General features: G+C 70.4%; 17 protein-coding genes. 8 read left to right on the forward strand and 9 right to left on the reverse strand.

What is annotated here, in order from left to right; translation table 11 throughout:
* Positions 1–214 (forward strand): helix-turn-helix domain-containing protein (locus Q0L11_RS23115; protein ID WP_296600457.1); only part of this gene is annotated, 214 nt, incomplete at its 5' end.
* An 84-nt stretch (positions 215–298) separates the two neighbouring features.
* Here Q0L11_RS23115 and Q0L11_RS23120 read toward each other — a convergent pair.
* Complete coding sequence (locus tag Q0L11_RS23120; RefSeq protein ID WP_296600458.1) at positions 299–1,864, reverse strand: hemerythrin domain-containing protein; 1,566 nt, start codon at positions 1,862–1,864, stop codon at positions 299–301.
* A 303-nt stretch (positions 1,865–2,167) separates the two neighbouring features.
* Between Q0L11_RS23120 and Q0L11_RS23125 the strand changes: the two genes are divergently transcribed.
* Positions 2,168–3,079, forward strand: coding sequence for an alpha/beta hydrolase (locus Q0L11_RS23125; protein ID WP_296600459.1), 912 nt, complete (start codon positions 2,168–2,170; stop codon positions 3,077–3,079).
* 6 nt (positions 3,080–3,085) lie between these two features.
* Here the strand turns inward: Q0L11_RS23125 and Q0L11_RS23130 are convergent, their stop codons facing one another.
* The gene (locus tag Q0L11_RS23130) at positions 3,086–3,787 is read right to left on the reverse strand and encodes a PEPxxWA-CTERM sorting domain-containing protein (RefSeq protein WP_296600460.1); all 702 of its coding nucleotides are present in this window, start codon (positions 3,785–3,787) and stop codon (positions 3,086–3,088) included.
* A gap of 171 nt (positions 3,788–3,958) precedes the next feature.
* Between Q0L11_RS23130 and Q0L11_RS23135 the strand changes: the two genes are divergently transcribed.
* Complete coding sequence (locus tag Q0L11_RS23135; protein ID WP_296600462.1) at positions 3,959–4,507, forward strand: cytochrome b; 549 nt, start codon at positions 3,959–3,961, stop codon at positions 4,505–4,507.
* 128 nt (positions 4,508–4,635) lie between these two features.
* Positions 4,636–6,846, forward strand: a complete 2,211-nt coding sequence (uvrB, locus tag Q0L11_RS23140; RefSeq protein ID WP_296600481.1) for an excinuclease ABC subunit UvrB — start codon at positions 4,636–4,638, stop codon at positions 6,844–6,846.
* A 76-nt stretch (positions 6,847–6,922) separates the two neighbouring features.
* On the opposite strand, the gene Q0L11_RS23145 is transcribed toward uvrB, so the two are convergent.
* On the reverse strand, positions 6,923–7,723 hold the full coding sequence (locus Q0L11_RS23145; RefSeq protein WP_296600464.1) for a hypothetical protein: 801 nt from the start codon (positions 7,721–7,723) through the stop codon (positions 6,923–6,925).
* 247 nt (positions 7,724–7,970) lie between these two features.
* Between Q0L11_RS23145 and Q0L11_RS23150 the strand changes: the two genes are divergently transcribed.
* From Q0L11_RS23150 to Q0L11_RS23160, 3 genes are all read left to right on the forward strand, one after another.
* Positions 7,971–8,342, forward strand: coding sequence for a hypothetical protein (locus Q0L11_RS23150; protein ID WP_296600466.1), 372 nt, complete (start codon positions 7,971–7,973; stop codon positions 8,340–8,342).
* 202 nt (positions 8,343–8,544) lie between these two features.
* On the forward strand, positions 8,545–8,832 hold the full coding sequence (locus Q0L11_RS23155) for a hypothetical protein (RefSeq protein WP_296600467.1): 288 nt from the start codon (positions 8,545–8,547) through the stop codon (positions 8,830–8,832).
* A 316-nt stretch (positions 8,833–9,148) separates the two neighbouring features.
* Entirely contained in the window at positions 9,149–9,412 is a 264-nt protein-coding gene (locus Q0L11_RS23160; protein ID WP_296600469.1) for a hypothetical protein, read from the forward strand.
* Positions 9,413–9,571: 159 nt separating this feature from the next.
* Here the strand turns inward: Q0L11_RS23160 and Q0L11_RS23165 are convergent, their stop codons facing one another.
* Positions 9,572–10,342: an SDR family oxidoreductase gene (locus tag Q0L11_RS23165; protein ID WP_296600470.1), complete on the reverse strand. Its 771-nt coding sequence runs from the start codon at positions 10,340–10,342 to the stop codon at positions 9,572–9,574.
* Positions 10,343–10,415: 73 nt separating this feature from the next.
* Positions 10,416–11,858 carry a malonyl-CoA synthase gene (locus Q0L11_RS23170; RefSeq protein WP_296600472.1) on the reverse strand — a complete coding sequence of 481 codons (1,443 nt, stop codon included), beginning with the start codon at positions 11,856–11,858 and terminating at the stop codon, positions 10,416–10,418.
* 161 nt (positions 11,859–12,019) lie between these two features.
* On the opposite strand from Q0L11_RS23170, the gene Q0L11_RS23175 reads away from it, so the two are divergent.
* Positions 12,020–13,300 (forward strand): amidase, encoded by a 1,281-nt coding sequence (locus Q0L11_RS23175; RefSeq protein WP_296600473.1) that lies wholly within the window; start codon positions 12,020–12,022, stop codon positions 13,298–13,300.
* Here Q0L11_RS23175 and Q0L11_RS23180 read toward each other — a convergent pair.
* From Q0L11_RS23180 to Q0L11_RS23195, 4 genes are all read right to left on the reverse strand, one after another.
* Positions 13,297–14,001, reverse strand: a complete 705-nt coding sequence (locus Q0L11_RS23180; RefSeq protein WP_296600475.1) for a phosphatase PAP2 family protein — start codon at positions 13,999–14,001, stop codon at positions 13,297–13,299. The genes Q0L11_RS23175 and Q0L11_RS23180 overlap by 4 nt on opposite strands.
* A 60-nt stretch (positions 14,002–14,061) precedes the next feature.
* Positions 14,062–14,241, reverse strand: coding sequence for a hypothetical protein (locus tag Q0L11_RS23185; RefSeq protein ID WP_296600477.1), 180 nt, complete (start codon positions 14,239–14,241; stop codon positions 14,062–14,064).
* Between the two features lie 180 nt (positions 14,242–14,421).
* Positions 14,422–15,564 carry an L-lactate dehydrogenase gene (locus Q0L11_RS23190; RefSeq protein WP_296600479.1) on the reverse strand — a complete coding sequence of 381 codons (1,143 nt, stop codon included), beginning with the start codon at positions 15,562–15,564 and terminating at the stop codon, positions 14,422–14,424.
* A gap of 55 nt (positions 15,565–15,619) precedes the next feature.
* The gene (locus tag Q0L11_RS23195) at positions 15,620–16,375 is read right to left on the reverse strand and encodes a hypothetical protein (RefSeq protein WP_296600480.1); all 756 of its coding nucleotides are present in this window, start codon (positions 16,373–16,375) and stop codon (positions 15,620–15,622) included.
* Between the last annotated feature and the right edge of the window lie 281 nt (positions 16,376–16,656).

Consider the following 16,656-nt stretch of genomic DNA (forward strand, 5'->3'; position numbering starts at 1 on the left):
GCGGTACGAGTTCCCGGTCACCCAAGAAGTTGTCGGCGACGCCCTCGGCCTCAGCACGGTCCACGTCAACCGCACGCTGCAACAGGTGCGGCGGGACAACAACATCGTCTGGAGCGGACGCCGGGTCCAGATCGCCGACCCCGACGCGCTTCGCCAGGCCGTTGGCCGCATGGCCGTCCGCGTGGCCGACGCTCGCCCTTCCGCCGTAGCCTAGGCTCTGAACAAGAAAGCGGCGGCCCGGGGGCCGCCGCAAGTTCGCCGGGGAGGACGGCCGCGCGAGGCGCGGCCGCACAGGTGGTCAGCGGCGGTTTTCCCAACCGCGGCGGCTGGCCTCGGAGTGACCCTCCGCGTCTCCGAACCAGCCGCCCTGGCTTCGGCCGCCGCGCGAGGAGGACGAGGAGGAGCGACGGTCGTCGTCATCGTCGCGGGAGCGGCTGCGATAGCCGCGGTCATCGTCATCGCGCGACGAGCGGCCGCGCGAGCCGCGATCGTCGTCGTCGTCGCGTCGGCTTTCCCAGCCCTTCCGGGCCGCTTCGGAATGGCCCCGGCTGTCGCCGTACCAGCCGCGGCCGTCGTCGTCGTCCCGACCGCGGCCGCGATAACCCCGATCGTCGTCGTCGCGCCCACGACTGCGGTAGCCGCGGTCGTCATCGTCGCGACTGCGACCGCCGCCATTGCCGCCGCCGCCGCGGTCGCGGTCGTCGTAGTCACGATCTCGGCCGGAGAATGAACGGCGTTCGTCCCAGCCGCGGCGGGATGCTTCGGAGTGACCTTCGGGGTCGCCGTACCAGCCGCTTCCTTCGTGATCCGAACGCTCCCAGCCGCGCCGGCTGGCCTCGGAGTGGCCCCGGCTGTCGCCGTACCAACCGCTGCCCTCATGGTCCGACCGTTCCCAGCCGCGCCGCGACGCTTCGGAGTGGCCTTGGGAATCGCCGAACCAGCCGCCCTGGCCACGGCCGCGGCTGTCGCGGTCGTCGTCGTACCGGCTACGGCGCCCGCCGCCACCGCCGCTGCGTTCGGACGCGTACCGGCGGCCGCCGCGGTCGTCGTCATCGCTGGTGAACCGGCCGCGCTCGTCGCGCTCACGACCATTGTCTCTCGGCATGTCTTCTTCCTCCTGTCTGTAGGCTTGGTTGGCCTCCAGTCTCTGGAACGAGACCGGGCGGCTCGGACGCAGGGCGTCCTGGCGCGACATGAGCTCCTGTTTCCGCGCCTTGATCCGGCGGCCGAGCTCGGCCGTGTCCACGCCGGATGACTGGGCCTTGGCGAAGATCCCCTCGCGGGGCTTCTCCTCCTCGGCCACGTGATGGCGGACCTGTTCCGCCAGCACCTTGAACTTCGCGTCTCGATAGTCGTCCGCGCCGCCGTCGAGCAGTTCGCGGATCAGCAGCTTGGCGCTGTCGTGCTCGACCTGCGCCTCGTCCAGCGGATCGTCTTCATCGGCCGCCTCGCGACACGCCGGATAGAAGAGCTCCTCCTCCAACAGCGTGTGAACGATCAGCGCCTGGCAGGCCTCGCGCACGATCTGGTCCTTGCGCCGATCGTTCGCGGTCTCGAACTCGGCGAACAGGGCTTCCACCTCCTGGTGGTCCGACTTCAGCAGCGTGATCGCGTCGTCGCGCTTGCCGGCCGAGGCAGTCTCGCCGGCGTTGCTCGACTTCGCTGCGCCGGCAGGCTTGGCGCCGCTCTGGGCGTTTTTCTCCGTGCTGGACCCCGATGTTCCGGAGGCCGACGTTCCGGACGCGCCGCCGCCGGCTGTCGATCCGGTCGCCGCCTTCGCGTCGGTCTTGGCTTGCGTCGATTGGTCGGCCTCAGCCTGGGCCTTCTGGCCACCGGCGGTGGGCGTTTCGTCTTCTTTGGCCATGTTCTTTCCTCGGCGCGACGCCCCCATGGCGTTCGCGGCGAAGAGAACCGGCAACAACAATCTTCGTTCAGCTTGGCCGCAGAAAAAGTTGTTCTTTATTCGCGACTAACTCGCTCAATTGTTATTGACTCACACGTTTGTAAGACAATATCCGAGATTCTAACATTTGTTATGCCCAAAAGCTTTACTTAAGGCGTCGCCCACCGCCAGCGGACAGCGAGCGCCATCCCGCAGACGGCGGCGCTGTTCTTCCCCCGCGGCTGCCGCTAGCCTACGGCGTAAATCATAAAGGGGAGACGTCCGATGATCCGCGCCCTGGCCGCCTTTGTGGCCGCGCTGTCCCTGTCCGTCGCCGCGCCGGCCCAGGCCGCGCCGCAGGATCGGACCGCCACGAACGGCGACGTGAAGATCCACTATGTGGTCGACGGCAAGGGGCCGCTGGTCGTGATGATCCACGGCTTCCCCGACTACTGGGCGACCTGGAAGCCGTTGATGGCCGAGCTGAACAAGGCCGGCTATCGGACCGCCGCCCTCGACCTTCGCGGCTACAACCTCTCGGACAAGCCCCAGGGCGTCGCGGCCTACGCCATGCCCAACCTGATCGGCGACGTCGCCGCGGTGATCGCCGCCGAGGGCCAGAAGGACGCCATCGTCATTGGCCACGACTGGGGCGCGGCCATCGCCTGGCAGGTGACGTTCAACCGGCCCGACCTCGTGAACAAGCTCGTCATCATGAGCGTGCCCCACCCCGCCGGCATGGCCCGGGAGCTCGCCACCAACAAGGCCCAGCAGGCGGGGTCGGACTACGCCCGCAACTTCCAGAAGGAGGGCTCGGAAAAGGCGCTGACCGCCGAGGGCCTGGCTGGCTGGGTCAAGGACCCCAAGGAGAAGGCGGGCTACGTCGAGGCCCTGAAGCGCTCCGACTTCGCGGCCATGATGAACTACTACCGCGCTAACTACCCGCGCGGGACCGGCGAGGCCACCGAGACCCCGGCGACGATGCAGCCGCCGAACCAGCGGGTGACGGTCCCGGTGCTGGTGATCCACGGCATGAAGGACACCGCCCTCAACGCCGCCGGCCATTCCGGGACCTGGAACTACGTCGACGCCGACACCACCATCGTCATGGCGCCAACGGCCGGCCACTTCGTCCAGCACGACGCCGAGAAGCTGGTGAACGCCACCGTCCGCGACTGGCTGAACGAACGGCGCTGAGGGCCGTCAGGCGGCGGCCGCCCGGCGACGGCGCACCGCCGCGCCGACGCCCGCGAAGCCGGCGATCATCAGCGCCCACGAGGCCGGCTCCGGCGCGCCGGACGCCGGCGAGGACGTCAGGTCGAACGCCACGTTGTCCAGGCCGACGCCCAGGCTGCTGGAGCTCAGCGACGTACTGGAGAGGAAGGTGAGCTTCACCGTCGGCCCAGTGGCGACGAAGTCGTAGGTGAAGCGCTGCCAGTCGCTGCCCGGCGCGGTGCGGTTCATGACGTTGGTGAAGCTGCCCGCCAGCACATCGTTCACCAGCAGGTCGACGGTGGCGTCGCCGAAGCTGCCGTAGTTCCTGATGTAGAACGCCCCGACGTCGAAGCCGACCCGGTAGGAGGCGCCGGCCACCACGTCGATCGGATCCGACGCCACGCCCTTGCCGCGCCCCACCGAGCCGGTGAGGTCGAGCAGGTACTCCCCGTCCGACGCGGTCACGCCCACGGAGCCGTACGCGGCGTTGCTGGTGTACTGGATGTCGGCGTCGCCGCCGGGGACCGAGTCCACCACGGTCCAGCCGGGCAGGAAGGTGCTGCCGGCCATCAGGCTCATCGCGGCCACACCCGCCGGCTGTTCGAAACTGCCGTTGGTGAACTGGGCCGCGGCTGCGGGACCGGCCGCGAGCAAGGCGGCGCCGGCGACGAGAGACAGGAAAGACTTCAAGACAACCCCATGAAAAGCCGCCGGGCGTGCAGCCCCGGCGCAGGGCTTGCCTACCTGCCCGCCCCACGCGGCGGCTCACCCGATTGGGGGTCTCGCCGGCGCGGCCTGATCTGCATCAAAGGCCGCCGGCACGGCCACGGCTAGGCTTGGGTTCCCCGAACGGAGCCTTCCATGTCGCTGCAGAACACCCGCGCCGCCTACGGCTGGGCCGCCATCGCCCTCCACTGGATCTCGGCGGTCGCGGTGATCGTGCTTTATCTCCTCGGCGAGCAGCTCGAGGAGGCTGAGGGCCGCGCCGCCAAGCTGGCCGCCATGGCCAACCACGTCTCGGTCGGCATGCTGCTGCTGACCTTCCTCGCCGCCCGGCTGCTGTGGAGCGCCGCCCAGCCGCATCCGCGCCCGCTGGAGCAGAACCGTGTCCTGCGCTTCGTCGCCATGGCCGTGCAGGGACTGTTCCTCGGCATGATCGCGGTGCAGATCGTCACTGGCCCGCTGGTCATCTGGGCCCGCGCCCGCGCCATCGACGTCTTCGGCCTCGTGACGATCACCAGCCCGTTCACCCAGCCGGTCCCGTGGCTGCACGACGCCGCCGAGACCGCGCACAAGGTCGCGCCCAACCTGCTCTGGCCGCTGCTGGCCCTCCACGTCCTCGGCGCCCTCAAGCACGCCGTCATCGACCGCGACCCCACCCTGCGCCGCATGCTCTGGGCGCAGCGCTGACCCCGACCGCCGCCTGCTGACACCCTGCTGTCAGCAGGCCCGTGCGCAGGATGTGGCGAACCTGCCCGGGAGCGCCTACCTTGGACGCCATGCCTCGCACCGCCGCGCCTGCAGAGGGCGTCGCCGACATGTCGGCCGCCTTCGACTACGACGAGAACACAATGCCCATGCTCTGGAAGCCGCACCGCCCGGTGCGCCCGGAAAAGAGCGAGGGCGGCATCCGCTTCAAGCTGGCCTCGCAGTACCAGCCGGCCGGCGACCAGCCCCAGGCGATCCGCGAGCTGGTGGAAGGGATCGACGCCCAGGAGCGCGACCAGGTCCTGCTCGGCGTCACCGGCTCGGGCAAGACCTTCACCATGGCCAAGATCATCGAGGAGACCCAGCGTCCCGCCCTGATCCTGGCCCCCAACAAGACCCTGGCCGCCCAGCTCTACAGCGAGTTCAAGAGCTTCTTCCCCGACAACGCGGTCGAGTTCTTCGTCAGCTACTACGACTACTACCAGCCCGAGGCCTACGTCCCGCGGACCGACACCTACATCGAGAAGGACAGCTCGATTAACGAGCAAATCGACCGGATGCGCCACTCGGCCACCCGGGCGATCCTCGAACGCGACGACGTCATCGTCGTGGCCTCGGTGTCCTGCATCTACGGCATCGGCTCGGTCGAGACCTACTCGGCCATGACCTTCTCGCTGAAGCCCGGCGACCGCATCGACGAGAAGCGGCTGATGGGCGACCTCGTGGCCCTCCAGTACAAGCGCAACGACCAGGCCTTCGAGCGCGGCACGTTCCGCCGCCGCGGCGACACGATCGAGATCTTCCCCGCCCACTACGAGGACCGCGCCTGGCGCATCAGCCTGTTCGGCGACGAGATCGAGGCGATCACCGAGTTCGACCCGCTCACCGGCCGCAAGACCAACGACCTGCAGGGCGTGAAGATCTACGCCAACAGCCACTACGTCACGCCGCGCCCGACGCTCCGCCAGGCCATCGACCAGATCAAGATCGAGCTGAAGGAGCGCCTCGACTGGCTCGTCGCCAACGGCAAGCTCCTGGAAGCCCAGCGCCTCGAACAGCGCACCACCTTCGACATGGAGATGATCGAGGCCACCGGCTCCTGCGCCGGCATCGAGAACTACAGCCGCTACCTCACCGGCCGCCGGCCGGGCGAGCCGCCGCCCACCTTCTTCGAATACATCCCCGACAACGCCCTGCTGTTCATCGACGAGAGCCACCAGACGGTGCCGCAGATCGGCGCCATGTACCGGGGCGACTACCGGCGCAAGTTCACCCTGGCCGAGTACGGCTTCCGCCTGCCCTCCTGCATCGACAACCGCCCGCTCAAGTTCGAGGAGTGGGACGCCATGCGGCCGGACAGCGTCTTCGTCTCGGCCACCCCCGGCCCGTGGGAGATGGAGCGCTCGGGCGGCGTCTTCGCCGAGCAGGTGATCCGCCCCACCGGCCTGATCGACCCGCCGGTCACCGTCCGCCCGGTCAGCAAGGACGGCTTCAGCCAGGTCGACGACGTCATCGCCGAGGTGCGCGACACGGCCGCCCGCGGCTACCGCTCGCTCGTCACCGTGCTCACCAAGAAGATGGCCGAGGACCTCACCGAATACATGCACGAGCAGGGCCTGCGCGTCCGCTACATGCACTCCGACGTCGACACCCTGGAACGCATCGAGATCATCCGCGACCTGCGCCTGGGCGCCTTCGACATCCTGGTCGGCATCAACCTGCTGCGCGAGGGCCTCGACATCCCCGAGTGCGGCCTGGTCGCCATCCTCGACGCCGACAAGGAGGGCTTCCTGCGCTCGGAGACCTCGCTGATCCAGACCATCGGCCGCGCGGCCCGGAACGTCGACGGCCGCGTCATCCTCTACGCCGACAGCGTCACCGGCTCCATGGAACGCGCCATGGCCGAGACGAAGCGCCGCCGCGAGAAGCAGGAGGCCTACAACCTCGAACACGGCATCACGCCCGAGAGCGTGAAGAGCCAGATCAAGGATATCCTGGCCAGCCACTACGAGAAGGACCACGTCACCGTCCCGGCCGGCGTGGCCGAGGGCGGCCAGCCCTTCGTCGGCGACAACTTCAAGGCCACGCTCAAGGACCTGGAGTCCCGCATGCGCGAGGCCGCCGCCAACCTGGAATTCGAGACCGCCGCCCGCCTGCGCGACGAGGTCAAGCGCCTGAAGCTCCTCGACCTCGAATTCGCCAACGAGATGCTGACCGCCGAGGGCCAGGAGGTCGACCGCTCGGCCGCCAAGCGCGTCCGCGCCGAAGTCCGCCAGGAAAAGGCCGACGAATTCCGCAAGAAAGGCCGCGCGCGGCGGTAGGGGCCCGTGCCGCTCATCCCCGCGAATGCGGGGACGCGAGGCTTGTCCTTTCTCTCGAACCCCCGCGCAGCGCGCCCTACTCGAACACCGACGCCACCGTCGCCGGCGCCTCCACCCGCAGCTGGTAGATCGTCGCCACCATGGCGTAGCTCGCCACGCCCCAGACGGCGACCGTGAACTCGCCCGCCCAGTTCGGCACCGCCTCGACCGCCGCCTCGCCCCCGGACGCGAAGGCGCCCGCATAGAGCAGCACCAGCGGCAGCGCGGCGAGTAGATAGCCCAGCGCCATCCCGCGCGTGGCCCGCAGCATCAGGAGCCACGCCCGTCTCGGATCGAGGCGCCGCCCCATAAGCCGGGCCACCGGCCAGAGGCTCAGCCGGAACCAGCCGTAGAACGCCGCCGCATACAGGGCCATCGCCGCCAGGGCGAGCCACAGGGCGGCCTGCGGATCGGCCTGGCCGTTCCGATTGAACTGCCGGACCGCGAACGCCCCGTAGGCCACGCCGATCCCCGCGAGCGTCATCGCCATGGCGAGCATGATCGCCACATATTCGGCCAGCCCGCGGTCCAGCCGCAGCCAGCCGGCCGGCCCCGCGACCAGCAGCCGGGTCGTCAGCCCGCCCAGCAGCGCGCCCACCGCCATCGTGCCCGCCAGGAAGGCCCAGTAGGCGGGCCCCATCACGTCGGTGATGCCGAGCTGCTTCTGCAGCGGGTCGCTGGCCGCGCTGGCGCCGAAGATAGCCAGCCCCAGCGCCGCCGCCCGCCAGCCGCCCCGCCGCAGCCGCGCCACGGCGCCCCGCAGGATGGTCATGGTGGGGATCCGCTCGCCCGGCCCGAACCCGGCCCGCTCGCCGTCCGCCGCCAACCCCGCCGTCATACACAACGCCCCCACAGCCCTGCCGCGACAGGACCAGCGCCCGCGCACCGGGTCAACACCACCCGCTCATCTCCGCGAACGCGGGGGGCTCAGCCTCCCCTCCACCGGGAACCACGCGAAGCGCGCCCCGGGTCCACGGTCCAAACGTACCGCTCGTCGCAGCACCCCGGTCGCCGATCTTGACACCGCGCCGCCGCGCCCTCGACGCTCGGCCCACGCTCAAGCCTCAGACCGGGACGTCGCCCACATGCCCAAGACCCTCCGCCGCCGCCGCGCCCGCCCGGCGGCCGCCGTCGTCCTCGCCGCCCTGCTCTTCGGGGGCGCAGCCCACGCCGCCCCCGCCGCCGACGGCGCGGCCGACAAGCCGGTCCTGTCGGTCACCAACACCCAGGCCGCCCGCGTCGCCTACTGCACCCTGCTGGTCGACGGCCGCGCCCGCACCAAGCTCGCCATCCGCCCGGGCCACACCTGGTCCGACGCCTTCGACGCCCGCCGCGAACTGCTGCTGGTCTGCGACCGCGCCAAGTCCATCAAGTTCGGCCCGCTCAAGGCGGGGACGAGCTACCGGCTGGTGGAAGTGGAAGGCGCGAAGATCGATATCGCGGAGGGGGGCGGGTGAGCCTCCCCCATTAACCCTCCACCGTGTCCCTAAATCCCCACCTGCCCCCACAGCAGAGTTAACTGGCGCCGTTCATGCGGGAGACAGGGAACCTGTGCTGTCTCTGGACGTAGGTTCCAGCAGCAAGGCTGCGGTCGCGTCGTGATCCGTCGGGGGTCGTGGACCGTAAAACCTTGGGGATCATGGATTGAGGTACATAAGGATGTCTCCGTCTCTCTCTGTCGTGGCCGACAACGACCTGAAGGTCGTCGCGCCGAAGACTGAAACCGTTTCCGAGCGCGTGCGCCGGCTGCAGGCCGAGGCTCGCCAGCTCGCCCGCGACCATGTGAAGTCCCTGTCGGCCGCCATGGTCGACCTGGAGCAGCTCGCCGCCGAGATCGCCGAGGGCGGCGACGCCTACGCGCCCGGCATCCGCGAGGTGGCCCGCCAGCTCGTCGAGGACCTGGACAGCCGCGTCCAGACCCTGGAAGCCATCGCCGCCCGCACCTGAGGCGGACGGCCCGGCCCCTGAAGGCGCGCTGCGGCGCGTCGGCCGGTCCCATGACAGCTGTCCGCGGTCCGGCCCTCGGCAGGCGCTTCGATCCCTGCCGGCCGAAGGCGACCGCGCACAGTCCCCGACGTTAACGGCGTTCGTGAACCCTGTTCGCCCGCGCGCAGGCGGGCACCCCCTCCCGCAGCGGGACGCCTCATTCGCCGCCGCGAGGGAACTTTTGTCGGGAAGTCGACGCCAAAATGGGAACGCGGCGCGCCGAACGCCGTTCTCGCCGGGCGCGCAGACAGCCCCGCGCGCGCCGAACGATATCCCGATGGACATTCCCGCGACCGACCTGGCCGCCGCCGTGACGGCCCACGACAAGCTGCTGAAGGCGCTGATCGGCCTGCTGGCCGTGAAGGACCGCCACCTGCTCGACGACCTGCGCGCCATCTTCGCCATGGTCGACGACGCCCACCCTGGCGCCACCCCCGCCGAAGCCCGCACCTGGGCCCAGGTCCGGCGCGACCTCGACATCATCGGCGAGATGGTCGCCGGCGACGACGAGGAGCCTCCCGCCGACCGCCCCGCGCACTAGCCCCCTCTCGCTCCGCGAGCTCCCCCAAGGGGGGAGCATCTAGACAAGTCAGCTCCACATAGTTCCTCCCCCCTTGGGGGAGGTGCCGAAGGCGGAGGGGGTCACACCCCCAACCTCTAAAACCGTCGCACCCCGACGGCGCGAGCGCGCGCCCCGCCCCTAGAAGTTCGCTCGCGACGAGATCGCCCCGTCCACCAGCATGTTGATGCCGGTGGTGAACGCCGACCTCGGGCTCGCCAGGAACACCGTGGCCGCGGCCACCTCCTCCGGCGTGGCCATCCGCCCCGTCGGGTTGCGCTTGATCATCTGCTCGAAGAAGTCGGGCATGCCGGCCTTCACGTTGCCCCACACGCCGCCCTCGAAGAACACGGTCCCCGGCGAGATCACATTGCAGCGCACCTTCTTCGGCGCCGCCTCGCGGGCCACGCCCTTGGCGAAGTGGATCAGCGCCGCCTTCATCGCCCCGTATGCATCGGGCCGGCTGGCCTCGGCGGCCGACACCGACGCCGTGATCAGGAACGCCGCGTCCCCCGTCTCGGCCGCCGCCTTCTCGAGGAACGGCTTGGCCACCTCGAACGTGCGGACGGCGCCCATGATGTCCACGTCGAACATCGCCTTCCAGGTGTCCTCGCCGTTGCCGTTCACCAGGGCGCTGGCGTTGGAGACCAGCACGTCGATGCCCCCCAGCGCCGCGGCCGCGGCCGCCACGAAGCCCTTCAGCGCCGGGCCGTCGGCGATGTCCACCGCCTGGCCGAACGCTTTCACGCCCTTGGCCTCCAGCGCTTTCACCGCCTCGGCCACCTGGTCGGCCTTGCGCGCGCAGATGGCGACGTTGGCGCCCTCGTCGGCGAAGCACTCGGCGATCGCCCGGCCGATGCCGCGCGTCGCCCCGGTCACCACCACGTTCTTGCCCTTGAGCTGCAGGTCCATGTCGCCTCCGTTGTTCTGATGGGCCCCGTTCTGGCGGGCCCTGTTCCGGTCGGCGCGGACCCTGCCCGACGATTCAGCTTTCGAACAGCCGTTCGTAGCGCTGCCGCAGCAGGTTCTTCTGCACCTTGCCCATGGCGTTGCGCGGCAGCTCGTCCACGAACACCACCCGCTTGGGCGCCTTGTAGGCCGCGAGCTGGCGGCGCGCCTCGGCGATCATCGCCGCCTCGTCGCCCTGCCCCATCACCACGGCCACGACGCCCTCGCCGAGGTCCCTGTGCGGCACGCCGATCACCGCGCTCTCGACGACGCCCGGCAGCTCGTCCAGCACCAGTTCGACCTCCTTCGGATAGACGTTGTAGCCGCCCGAGATGATCAGGTCCTTGGCCCGGCCCGAGATCCACACCCGCCCGTCCGAGTCGCACCGCCCCACGTCGCCGGTGATGAAGAAGCCGTCTGCGGTGAACTCCTCCGCGGTCTTCTCCGGCATCCGCCAGTAGCCCGAGAAGACGCTCGGCCCGCGAATCTGGATCACCCCAGTTCCTCCCCCGTCGGGGGAGGTGTCGCCGGAGGCGATGGAGGGGGTCTCCTCCCCGCCGATCCGCAGCTCCACGCCCGGCAGCGGATAGCCCACCGAGCCGGCGATCCGCTCGCCGTCCAGCGGGTTGGAGGTGATGATCACCGCCTCGCTCATCCCGTAGCGCTCCAGGATGCGCTGACCGGTCCGCGCCTCGAACTCGGCGAAGGTCGAGGGCAGCAAGGGCGCCGAGCCGCAGATGAACGCCCGAACGCCGGCCGCCACCTCCCGCGTGAAGCCCGGATTGGCCAGCAGCCGCGTGTAGAACGTCGGCACGCCCATCATCACCGTGGCCCGATCCAGCCCCGCCAGCACCTCGGCGTCTGCGAACTTGGGCAGCCACACCATCGGGCAGCCGCTGAGCAGCGCGCAGTGCAGCGCCACGAACAGCCCGTGGACGTGGAAGATCGGCAGCGCATGCAGCAGCACGTCGTCCGGCGTGAAGCCCCAGGCCGCGTGCAGCGCCAGGGCGTTCTCCGCCAGGTTTCCGTGGCTGAGCATCGCCCCCTTCGACCGCCCGGTGGTCCCCGAGGTGTAGATCAGCGAGGCCAGGTCGCCCGCCGCCCGCGGCGCGGTCGCCTCCAGCGGCGCATGCCCCGCCGCCTCCGCCACCCAGGCCGGCGGATCGGTGACGAACACCTTGGGCTCGGCGTCGCCCCGGAAGTAGTCCACCTCGCTCGCGGTGTAGGCGCTGTTCAGCGGCAGGAAGACCGCGCCGGCCTTCAGGACGCCCAGGTAGATCATGATGACCTCGGCGCTCTTCTCGGCCTGCAGCGCCACCCGGTCGCCCGGCTGCACGCCCTGCGCCACCAGCCGGCCGGCTGCGTGCGCCGCCCCGGCCTCCAGCTCGCCATAGCTGATCGCCCGCCCGTCACTCAGCAGGAAGCAGGGCTTGGAACGGTCGGCCGGAAAGCGGCTGGCCAGCAGGTCGTAGAGGTTCATGGTCCCTCCCTTAATGGGGAGGGACAGGCTGCGAAAGCAGCCAGGGTGGGGAAGCCTCCGCCTGACCAGCGCCTAATTGTGATCGCCGAACCGCACTCCGACCCAGCCTTCTCCACCCTGCTCGCTATCGCGAGCTGTCCCTCCCCGTTAAGGGAGGGACCATGACCCCCGACGAAGCGCTCGCCCGCATCCGCCGCTACGACGGCCGCCTGAAGGCCTTCGTCCAGGTCTTCGACCCGCCGCTGACCGGCGACGTGGCGACGGGGCCGACCCTGGCCATCAAGGACCTGTTCGACGTCGCCGACGTCCCCACCGGCGGCGGCGCCCGCGTGCCACTGGATCCTAGCCCCGCCCACCACGCCGCCGTCGTCGAGCGCCTCCTCCAGGCCGGCTACGTCGCCGTCGGCAAGACCCACACCGTCGAGCTGGCCTACGGCGGCTGGGGCACGAACCGCGCGGTCGGCGCCCCGTGGAACCCCTGGGACTCCGCGGTCCATCGCGCGCCCGGCGGCTCGTCGTCAGGCTCGGCCGTCGCGGTGGCCGCCGGCCTGTGCGACGTGGCCCTCGGCAGCGACACCGGCGGCTCGGTGCGCATCCCGGCCGCCACCTGCGGCGTCGTCGGCCTCAAGCCGGGCCGCGGCCTCGTCAGCCTGAAGGGCGTCCATCCGCTCAGCCCCGCCCTCGACACCGTCGGCGTCCTCGCCCGCGACGTCGCCACCGCCGCCCGCGCGCTGGCGGTGATCTCCGGCCCCGACGGCGAAGCCGCCGTCCGCGGCCCGTTCGACGCCGAGGCCGCTCTGGCCGCCGGCGCCCGCGGCCGACAGGTCGCCGCCATCCCGCTGGACGAGCTGGGCGAGGTGCATCCCGAGATCGCCCGCCTCTACCTCGCGGCGCTCGACCGGCTGTCCGCCGCCGGCGTCGGCGTGGAGATGGTCGCCCCGCCTCAGACGCTGGAGCACTCCTTTACCCCCAACGGCATGCTGATGGCCGGCGAAGGCTGGCGGATCTGGAAGGCGCGGATCGAGGCGCACGCCGACGTCATGGACCCCTGGATCGTGCGCCGCTTCGAGGTCGGCCGCGAGATCTCGGACGAACGCCTGGCCCAGGCCCACCTGCAGCGTCAGGCCGATCAGCGCGGGTTCCACGCCTGGCTGTCCGCCTACGATGCCCTCGTCTCCCCCACCTGCCCGATACCCGCCCCGCCGATCGACGCGGTGGACGAGACGGTGTCGCCGCTGAGCCGGTTGACCCGTGCCGCAAACTACCTCGACCTGCCCGGGATCAGCGTCCCCTGCGGCCTCACCGACGAAGGCCTGCCCGCCGGACTCCAGATCCTCGGCCGCCCGCAGGACGAGGCCGCCATCGTGACGCTGGGCGCGGCCTTCGAGGCAGTGTCGGGCTGGAACGGCCGGACGCCCGACCTCGCCGGGTTCTGCGGCTAGCTTCCTCGCGTCGGCGCATGCATCGCGCGCAGGGCCACCCAGCCGACCAGCGCCCACATGGCGCCCAGGCACCAGCCGGCCAGCACGTCGGTGGGCCAGTGGACCCCGAGGTACACCCGGCTGAAGCCGACCCCCGCCACCACCGCCGCCGCCAGGCCATAGGCCAGCGCCTTGCTCCGCCGCCGCGGCTCCAGGCTGGCGATCAGCATCGCCAGCGTCAGGAACGCCGCGGTCGACATGGTGGAATGCCCGCTCGGGAAGCTGGCCGAATAGACATAGGCCTCATGAGGCACGAGGTCAGGGCGCGGTCGCCCGTACAGCGCCTTGGTCGCCTGGCTGGACCCCCACGCCGCCAGCACCGCTCCGGCCATGACCAGCGCGTGGCGCTGCTTCTTGTGGAACACGAACGCCAGCACGGCGACCACCGTCACCACGACGACCAGCGTCGTGCCGCCCAGCGCGGTGACGTCGCGCACCGCCTCCTCGACGTTCTTCGAGCCGATCGGGTTGTTGACGTCGCCGGGCTCGCGCAGCGCCAGGATGATCCGGCTGTCCAGCGAACGCGTTTCGCCCTCTGCCATCTCGTCGGCGATGCCGAGAAACGCCCAGAGCGCACCCGCCGTCATCACGAGCGCGATCAGCACCCGCGCCTCGAAACGCCTTACGAACTGCCAGATGCGCGCCAGAACCGGAGTCAGCATCGCGCCACGCTAGAGTGCGCGGCCGTCAGAAGGAATCCCCGACCTCGCAGACCGCGCGACCTAGGCCGTGAGGTAATCGCACCCTGCCGACCGCAGGGTCACGTCCACGGCCGCCTGCGCCGCCGCCTGGGTGTCGTTGGCGCCGTCGGCGACGGTGATCCCGTCCTCGTCATAGACCGACCAGCGCCAGACGTCCTCGTCGTGGCTCAGTGAATACGCCAGGAGTTTCGACTCACGCATACCCGTCCTCCGAAACCGAGCGGGTCCTTAACTCTTAGGTAAGCAAACGGTTTCGCACTGCACAATGCAGTTCCCCAGAAAGGCGACTTTTCCAATGTTTTGCTGGCCGCACAGGCGTTTGGCGCCGCCGCGAGGCCTCACTGGCTCTCAGGTCGCCCTCGCCTCAGCCGACCGCCGACGCTAGTCCTCGTCGAGCAGGCTGCGCCCCGCATCGCGGACATTGACGCAACCGGTCAGGATCATCGCCACCGCCAGTTCGGCCCGCAGCGTGTCCAGCATCTTCTCGACATGCGGCTGGCCGCCCGCGCCCAGCGCCCAGGCCCAGGGACGACCGACGAAGCAGGCCTTGGCCCCCAGCGCCAGCGCCTTGAGGACGTCGAGACCCGAACGGACGCCGCCGTCCATGAACACCTCGAGATCGCCACCGACGGCCTCGGCGATCCGCGGCAGCGCCGAGATCGAGGACTTCACCCCGTCGAGTTGCCGCCCGCCGTGGTTGGAGACAACGAGGCCCTGCGCCCCCGCCCGCACCGCGTCGCGCGCATCGGCCGGATCCAGGACGCCCTTCACGACGATCGGCCCGTCCCAGGTCTCGCGCACCCAGTCCATGTCCTTCCAGGTCACCGAGCGATCGAAGTTCCTGGCGATCCAGGACAGGAAATCGGTGACACGCCGCCCCTCCGTGACCGCCCCTTGTACGGAGCCCAGGGTGTGCGGCCGCCCTTGGACGAAGACGTCCCAGGTCCAGCCGGGATGGGTCACGCCATCGACCGCCTGGGTCAGCAGCGCCTGGAGCGGCGTAGCGCCGGTGAAGCCCGAGCGGATGTCGCGGTAGCGGGAGCCCGGCGTCGGGAGATCCACGGTGAACACCAGCACCGGGCTGCCCACGGCCTTGGCCCGCTGCAGCAGCTCGCGCATGTAGCCGCGGTCCTTCAGCATGTAGAGCTGGAACCAGGGCGCCGTCCCGGTGGCCGCCACCTCCTCGATGGAGCAGACGCCGACGGTGGACAGACAGAAGGGCACGCCGGCGTTCGCCGCCGCCCGCGCCGCCTGGGTCTCGCCCCGCCGCGCGTACATCCCCGCCATGCCGACCGGCGACAGCCCCACCGGCATCTTCAGTGTCTGGCCCAGGGTCTGGACGGTCATGTCCAGCTTCGTGGTATCGCGCATCACCAGTTGGCGCAGCGCTATGGCCTCCAGGTCGGCCACGTTGCGGCGCAGCGTCTCCTCGGCGTACGAGCCGCCGTCGATGTACTCGAAGAAGATGTTCGGCAGCCTGCGCCGCGCGAGTTCGCGATAGTCCGAGACCGAAGCCGCCCGCATCCCTGGGTCCTCCCGCCGAGCCGCTTGTGGCGGGCCGACGGCCTGCGCGCAAGGGTCAGGCGGTCGCGCTCGCCGGCGCCGCCGCTGCCATCGGCCCTCGCGGTCCCATCACGATCCAGACCTGGTGCGAGCGCGCCACCAGCCGGCCCGCCGCGTCGTACAGGGCCGTTCCGGCGATCTCCTTGCGACCGTCCTTCAGGATCGGCCAAGCGACCACGACATAGTCCTCGCCGGCCTTCACCGGTTCCAGGATCTCGCCCGTCATCGTGCCCAGCAACGCGCCGTGGCGGCCTTCCTTCTCCACCCACGCGAAGTAGCCCGGGCAGTCCAGCGCAGCCCAGACGATCTCGGCGCCCACGGTTCCGTCGGCGGCCGCGAAGTTCGCGTGCGGGGTCCAGGCGCAGGCCACCAGACCCGTCTCGGCGCCCGCGACCTGCCCCGGCAGAACCCGCAGGCCGTCGCCCTCGTCGCGCGCCGTGCCGCAGGTGAAGCAGATCGGATGGATGCGCTCGTTGAGCCCAGGATGACGCGTGCTGGCCTCGCGCGCAGCGTCCAGCCCGGGCGACGGCGGCGGCTCGGGTAGTTCCTGGGCGGCCGGGCCGCCCTGGGCGATGGTCGCTCCCGCCTCGCCCAGCAGGAGGGCGAGGCCGTCACGCCGTTCCAGCCCAAGCTCCGCATCGAGCGGGATCGGCGCCCGCAGGACCGCCGTCACAGCCCCGTCGAGCTCGCGAGAGAGGACGCCGCACACATAGCCGCCGTTGCCGGAATTCGGCGGGCCGCAGAATTGGCGGCCGATCGTGATCTTGCTCAATGGAACAACTCTGGACGCAATGGATCAATTCAATGAGTCCGGCTTTCTCACGCTGACGCAGCGCCAGGGAAGCCAGAATCCGACATCGCGGCGTTGGACGGGACGATGCGCCGCGCTAAAGGGCTGTGACAGCCGCCTTCGGGCGGAATCGGACACCTTCGACGGAGACTATCGGTGAGCGACCGCATCGAACGACCCTGGGCCCTGATGCGCCATCACGCGGGCTGGGCCGACGTGTTCCACATCGACAGCGAGACCGCCGACTCGATCACGGGCTTCTA

Origin of the sequence: Phenylobacterium sp. (assembly GCF_024508875.1) — a bacterium.
In the GTDB taxonomy this organism is placed as follows: domain Bacteria; phylum Pseudomonadota; class Alphaproteobacteria; order Caulobacterales; family Caulobacteraceae; genus Phenylobacterium.